This is a genomic window from Rhizobium sp. SEMIA 4085 (assembly GCF_013004495.1).
GTDB lineage: Bacteria > Pseudomonadota > Alphaproteobacteria > Rhizobiales > Rhizobiaceae > Rhizobium > Rhizobium gallicum.
This window is the reverse complement of the sequence record NZ_JABEPH010000347.1, coordinates 1-6,481: the sequence shown is the minus strand read 5'-3', so window position 1 is coordinate 6,481 and position 6,481 is coordinate 1. Positions and strand designations below refer to the sequence as shown.

General features: G+C 63.0%; 5 protein-coding genes. 1 reads left to right on the top strand and 4 read right to left on the bottom strand.

What is annotated here, in order from left to right:
- Nucleotides 1–540: 540 nt before the first annotated feature.
- Entirely contained in the window at nucleotides 541–1,686 is a 1,146-nt protein-coding gene (locus C9413_RS25900; RefSeq protein WP_039844933.1) for a citrate synthase, read from the bottom strand.
- 83 nt (nucleotides 1,687–1,769) lie between these two features.
- On the opposite strand from C9413_RS25900, the gene C9413_RS25895 reads away from it, so the two are divergent.
- Nucleotides 1,770–2,855: a citrate synthase/methylcitrate synthase gene (locus tag C9413_RS25895; RefSeq protein WP_039844934.1), complete on the top strand. Its 1,086-nt coding sequence runs from the start codon at nucleotides 1,770–1,772 to the stop codon at nucleotides 2,853–2,855.
- Between the two features lie 378 nt (nucleotides 2,856–3,233).
- Here C9413_RS25895 and C9413_RS25890 read toward each other — a convergent pair whose 3' ends face one another.
- The 3 genes from C9413_RS25890 to tpiA form a co-directional block, all read right to left on the bottom strand.
- Entirely contained in the window at nucleotides 3,234–4,862 is a 1,629-nt protein-coding gene (locus C9413_RS25890; RefSeq protein ID WP_039844936.1) for a CTP synthase, read from the bottom strand.
- A 140-nt stretch (nucleotides 4,863–5,002) separates the two neighbouring features.
- The gene (gene secG / locus C9413_RS25885; RefSeq protein ID WP_039844937.1) at nucleotides 5,003–5,479 is read right to left on the bottom strand and encodes a preprotein translocase subunit SecG; all 477 of its coding nucleotides are present in this window, start codon (nucleotides 5,477–5,479) and stop codon (nucleotides 5,003–5,005) included.
- 104 nt (nucleotides 5,480–5,583) lie between these two features.
- A complete protein-coding gene (gene tpiA, locus C9413_RS25880) occupies nucleotides 5,584–6,354 on the bottom strand; it encodes a triose-phosphate isomerase (RefSeq protein ID WP_039844938.1) in 771 nt (256 codons plus the stop codon).
- Between the last annotated feature and the right edge of the window lie 127 nt (nucleotides 6,355–6,481).

Genomic DNA, 6,481 nt, shown 5'->3' with positions numbered 1-6,481 from the left:
CCGCCCCCGCCCCCGCGGCCTCGGCCCACGTGTCGGGGGGTCCGCGCGCCCACCACGCCGACGGCCCCTCGCGCGCCGCGCCCGGCGGCGGTTCCCGGCGTCGCCACCCCCTGAAAGCCCCCGGGGTGGCGCGCGTCGTCGCCACCGCCCGGGATCGCCTTGCCCCGCCGCGACACAACAGCGGGGCTGCCCTCGCGGTTGCGGTCATTCAACCTGAAGGCGGCACCCGCCTCGGCCGTCACCGTGACCCCGTTCGGGCAGCGGAGAACCTCACGCCCGCCCGCTGCATTCTCGACAGTGCAGCCGCCGGTTTGGGCAAGTGCCGCGCCCGCCGGCAGCAGAAATGCCGCAAGGGCGGATGCGGTAGAACCGCACAGGAATGCTGAGATTACGCTCATGATACGTCCCCACCTCGCGCGCAAGTACCCACACCGGCATGGTGTTCGCCATGCGGCCAAGTGCTTGTCCCGGCACCGTCACCATAAAACAAAACAAGAGTTTCGTATGCAGAAAAGCGCAGACTGGCAAGGCCGGCCGGCCTTATGCGCCAGAGGTTTCGATAGCGGGACCGGTGTAACGGGCTCTTGGACGGATGAGATGCCCACTCTCGACCTGTTCCATCGCATGCGCCATCCATCCGCAGCTGCGGGCGAGCGCGAAGATCACGAGCGGCGCATCCCGTGGAAGCTCGAAGTGTTCCGCCATTGCCGTCAGCGCGAAGTCGATGTTGACGCGCTCGCCGATCATCGCTTCGCCGGCCTCTTGGATCTCGAAGAAAACTTCCGCTGGCGTGACATGCGCAAGCAGAGCTTCGGCGCGGATATCGCCGTCTGGATAGAGCGGATGACCGAAGGCCGGAAGCCGGCTGCCCTGCGCCAGGATGCGGCGGATGGCTTCCTTGGCGCCGATACGCCTAGCCGTCTCGGAAAGCGTTGCCACGGCCTCCCAAGCGCCGCCGTGCAGCGGACCTGTCAGCGTTGCAAGACCGGAAAGCACCGATGCGGAAAGGGTCGCGCCCGCGGACGCCGTGACGCGTGCGGCGAAGGTCGATGCATTGAGTTCGTGATCGGCAAGCAGTACTAAGGCGCGGCGCACCGCATCGCTGGCTTCTGGCCGGCGCCAGCTTTTTGCAAGGCGCCGATGGAGAGGCTGGTCCGGTGCGCCTGGCGCGAGCGCGGAAGCGATCGTCGTCATGATATCTTGCGCTTCGGCTCGCAACGCCGGGAGCGAACGGCCGAGGCTCGGCAGGTCTTGAGGCACGCGGGCGGCGAGCGCCGAGAAAGCGGCAGCCACGGACGGAACGGATGACACGCTCCCGCCGGCGGCGAGGTTGATAGGCGTACCTTTGGTCCAAAGCAGTGCCGCCGTTTCTTCAAGCGTTGCATTCTCGGAAAGTCTGGCGGCATCAACTCCGCGATAGTAGAGATGCCCATTGACGACGGTCGAAACCGCTGACGGAAGCACGGGATCGCCCCACTGTATCGCCTCCGCTGCGACAGTCTCGACCTTCCGCCGGCCTGCGTGGCGCTCGGCAAGCCGGGTGACGTCAGCGGTGTAATAGAGGCTGCGACGCGGGTCGGATGGATCGGGCTTGGCGCGAATGCGTCCCCGACTGACATTGGCATAAAGCGTCTGCGGCTTAGTACCGAGACGGTTCAGCGCTTCCTCCGCAGTCAACCAGGACATTGAGCCTCATATTGATCAAATCCATCAAGATTGACGTCAATCAATCTAGGACCGATCTTCTGTTCCGTAAAGGAGAAATGCCTATGAAAAACGGTTTGGAAGATGTGATTGCCGCGGAGACCCGGCTTTCGGATGTCGACGGTCCGGCCGGGCGGCTGATCATCCGTGGCGTGTCGCTCGACGACCTCGTTGCGGACGGCACCTATGAAAGCGTCGCGGCGCTGCTGCTTGACGGATTGTTGGAAGCGCACGTCAATGCCGAGGGTTTGAAAGAGCGGCTCGGAGCGGCACGCGCAGAAATCTACGCGTATGTCGTGGCCGACGCCACCCTCCTCGCCCTGCCACCGGTCGATGCGATGAGGGCACTGATTGCGCGACTGCCGGACGGCGAGGATTTTGAAACGGCGTTCAGGCTCCTTGCGGCCCCCGCCGTGTTCCTGCCGGCGGTTCTGCGGATACAGCGCGGAGAAGCGCCTGTTCCGCCGACTGCCTCAATATCGCAAGCCGCAGACATCCTACGCATGATGACGGGCAGGCTGCCGAGTGTCGAACAAACGGCTGCGCTCGACGCCTATCTGGTGACGATCTCCGATCACGGGTTGAACGCCTCCACCTTCGCATCGCGGGTAATCGCCTCGACGCATGCCGGCCTCACGTCATCAGTGCTCGCGGCGATCAGCGCGCTGAAAGGTCCGCTGCATGGCGGCGCGCCGGGACCGGTTCTCGACATGCTTGATGCGATCGGTGCTGAAAGCCATGCAAAGACCTGGCTCGCGGCTGCCCTCGACCGCGGCGAGAGGCTGATGGGCTTCGGCCATCGCATCTATCGCGTCCGTGACCCGCGTGCCGACGCCTTGAAAAATGCACTGAAGCCGCTTGTCGCAACCGGCCAGGTCGATCGGTCGCGGATCACTCTGGCCGAGGCGATCGAAAAGGCGGCGCTCGCAATGCTTAAGGAACGCAAGCCGGATCGTCCCTTGGACGTGAATGTCGAATTCTACACGGCGTTGCTTCTGGAATCGCTTGGGTTCCCGCGCGAGGCCTTCACCGGCGTCTTTGCGATCGGCCGCACCGTCGGCTGGATTGCGCATGCGCGCGAGCAGTTGCTCGAAGGCCGGTTGATCAGACCGAAGTCTGTCTATGTCGGGCCTTTTCCGATCGCGGCTTGAACAGAGTTCCGGCGGCAGGTTCACGCCTGTCGCCGGATCTGCAAGCTTTTCGCTCGGCATTGTCGATAGCGAGGAAACCGCCCGACTGCCGGCCCCAGAGGCCGCCCCCGCGCATGGCGCAGGCTGCCTAGCTGCATCGGGGCGGGCTATCGCGATCCTCGTCCCGCTGGCGGGAGAACAGCTTGATCGCCCCCATGTTGGAGAAAGTATCGACCAGCATGCCGGAGATTGCGGATGCGGTTTCCTGGTGCTGCGGTTTGGGTGCAATCCCGCGGCCAGCAGGGGGCGCGCCGCTTTGGCACACGTTCATTGACGTTGGCAGGCATGGTCGCCTCTTGCTCCAAGGGACATGGAGGCGACGTGTTTTCAGGGGCGAAATCACACCAGCCGGCTCTGCTCGGTTGCCGCTTCGATGAAGCTTGCGAAGAGCGGATGCGGGTCAAGCGGGCGGGACTTGAGTTCCGGGTGATACTGGACGCCGATGAACCAGGGGTGATCCGGATACTCGATCGTTTCCGGCAAGACACCGTCCGGTGACATGCCGGAGAAGACGAGGCCGCAGTTTTCCAGGCGGTCCTTGTAGTCGACGTTGACTTCGTAGCGGTGGCGATGGCGCTCGGAAATGTCTGTCGAGCCATAGATTTCGGAAATCTTCGTGCCCTTCTTAAGCGACGCCTTGTAGGCGCCGAGGCGCATCGTGCCGCCCAGATCACCGGAAGCCGTGCGCTTCTCCAGCGCATTGCCCTTGATCCACTCGGTCATCAGACCAACGACCGGGTCCTTGGTGGGGCCGAACTCGGTGGAGGAGGCATTCTCGACGTCAGCAAGATTGCGTGCTGCCTCGATAACTGCCATCTGCATGCCGAAGCAGATGCCGAAATACGGCACCTTTCGCTCGCGGGCGAAGCGGGCCGCATGGATTTTGCCTTCCGAGCCGCGCTCGCCAAAGCCGCCGGGAACGAGAATGCCGTGGACCTTTTCGAGGTACGGCGCCGGATCTTCCTTTTCGAATATCTCCGATTCGATCCATTCGAGATTGACCTTAACGCGATTGGCGATGCCGCCGTGATGCAGCGCCTCGATCAGCGACTTATAGGCATCTTTGAGGCCAGTATACTTGCCGACGATCGCGATCGTGACTTCGCCTTCCGGCGTGCGGATGCGGTTGCAGACGTCTTCCCACGACTCAAGACGCGGCTTTGGCGCCGGCTCGATGCCGAAGGCGGCGAGCACTTCGCTATCAAGGCCTTCCTTGTGATAGGCCATCGGCACGTCGTAAATGTTGGCGACGTCGAGCGCCTGGATGACGGCGGACGGACGTACGTTGCAAAAGAGCGAGAGCTTGCGGCGCTCGGCTTCCGGAATTTCGCGGTCGGCGCGCACCAGCAGGATATCCGGGTGAATGCCGAGCGCCTGCAGTTCCTTCACGGAATGCTGCGTCGGCTTGGTCTTCAACTCGCCGGCAGCCGGAATGTAAGGCATCAGCGTCAGGTGGACGTAGATCGCAGTGCCGCGCGGCAGGTCGTTGCCGAGCTGGCGGATCGCCTCCATGAAGGGCATCGCTTCGATATCGCCGACCGTGCCGCCAATCTCGCAGATGACGAAGTCGTAGTCGTCATTTCCCTCGACCACGAAATCCTTGATCTCGTTGGTGACGTGCGGAATGACCTGGACGGTCGCGCCGAGATAGTCGCCGCGGCGTTCCTTGTCGATGATGTTCTTGTAGATGCGGCCGGTGGTGATGTTGTCGGTCTTGGTCGCCGAACGCCCGGTGAAGCGCTCGTAGTGGCCGAGATCGAGGTCGGTTTCCGCGCCGTCGTCGGTGACGAAGACTTCGCCGTGCTGGGTCGGGCTCATGGTGCCCGGATCCACGTTCAGATAGGGGTCGAGTTTGCGAAGCCGCACCCGATAACCACGGGCCTGTAACAACGCTCCGAGAGCCGCAGCCGCAATTCCCTTGCCGAGAGAGGAAACCACGCCGCCAGTGATGAATACGTATCGCGCCATGGGAGTCACCGGATACCTTTTCAAAAACGATTCCACCAGCCCAAAAATTCTTTTCCAGAACTTTTGGTGCCAGCTTGGAACTGAACAAAAGAAAACCGGCAGACCCAGGGGCCTGCCGGCGGTTTATTTGGTTGACCGGGTTATTGTCCCGTTGGGACGCCGGTTCCGTTTTGTGCCGGGGCTGCCGGAGTCGCAGGCGTTGCCGGGGCCGGCTGCGTCGCAGGTGCGGTCGCCGTCGGCGCCTGAGCGCCTGGAGCGGCAGCGCCGCCGTTCGGAACGCCGTTGCCGGCAGGCTGGTTCGCGGGCTGCTGCGGAGTGCCGCCGCCGAGCGAATCGAGAATGCCGTTGCCCTGCCCGCTCGTTGCCGGGATGCGGTCGAGAATATCGGTCGGGCTGCCCTGATAGCGCGTCAGGATGCCGAGGCCGAGCGAGGTGATGAAGAACAGCGCTGCAAGGATCGCAGTCGTACGCGTCAGCGCATTGGCCGTTCCGCGCGCGGACATGAAGCCGGAACCGCCGCCGATGCCAAGGCCGCCGCCTTCCGAGCGCTGGATGAGTACGACGCCGACAAGCGCCAGCACGATCATGAGGTGGATGACAATCAATACTGTCTGCATGGGTCCAGTCCTGCCCGCATGCGGCGGGCATCGAATAAAATCTGGCGCTGTTTACATGAGGTGATCCGCTATTCCAAGCCCTTCGGCCCAGAATATATATGGCATCACGCGAGCAGCGCTTCGTATGCGCCGTAGATGGCGAGGAAATCGGATGCTTTCAAGCTAGCGCCGCCAATCAACGCACCGTCGACGTTGGCGACGCCCATCAGTTCCTTGGCATTGCCGGGCTTGACGGAGCCGCCATAGAGAATACGGACTTTCTCGCCATTGGCGCCGAAACGGGCGACGAGTTCCGAACGCATGAAGGAATGCGCCTTCTCGACGTCCTGCACCGTCGGCGTGAGGCCGGTGCCGATCGCCCAGACGGGTTCGTAGGCGATCACCGTGTTCTCCGGCGTCGCGGTATCCGGAACGGAGGCGGAAAGCTGTCGCTTGAGAATGTCAAGGGTCTGCCCGGCCTTGCGCTGGTCCGCCGTCTCGCCGATGCAGATAATGGCGGTGAGATCGGCAGCGAAGGCAGCCTCGGCCTTGGCGCGGACGAGATGGTCGGTCTCAGCATGGTCCGTCCGGCGCTCCGAATGGCCGACGATCACGTAGGTTCCGAAGCAATCGGCGATCATCTCGGCTGAGATATCGCCGGTATGCGCGCCCGACGGGCTCTGATGGCAATCCTGCGCACCGATCGCAAGCGGGCTGTCGGTGCAGAGCGCGGTCGCGACATAAAGCAGCGTCGCGGGCGGGCAGATGAGCGACTCGACCTTCTTGGCAAGGGGCGAATTCACGCCTTCCGCAATCGCCTTGACCTGATCGAGGGAGGCGCGCGTGCCGTTCATTTTCCAGTTTCCCGCCACGAGCGGGCGCACGTCAGGTGTCATGCCAGCCTTCCCAATTTTTCCGTATTGAGCGGCCTTAGCAAAAGCATTCGGCATTGAAAAGCTTTTGAACCTTCACGCAACCGAAATAAGGACGATTTGCCGCGCAAATGCTTAAAATTTGGCGGCG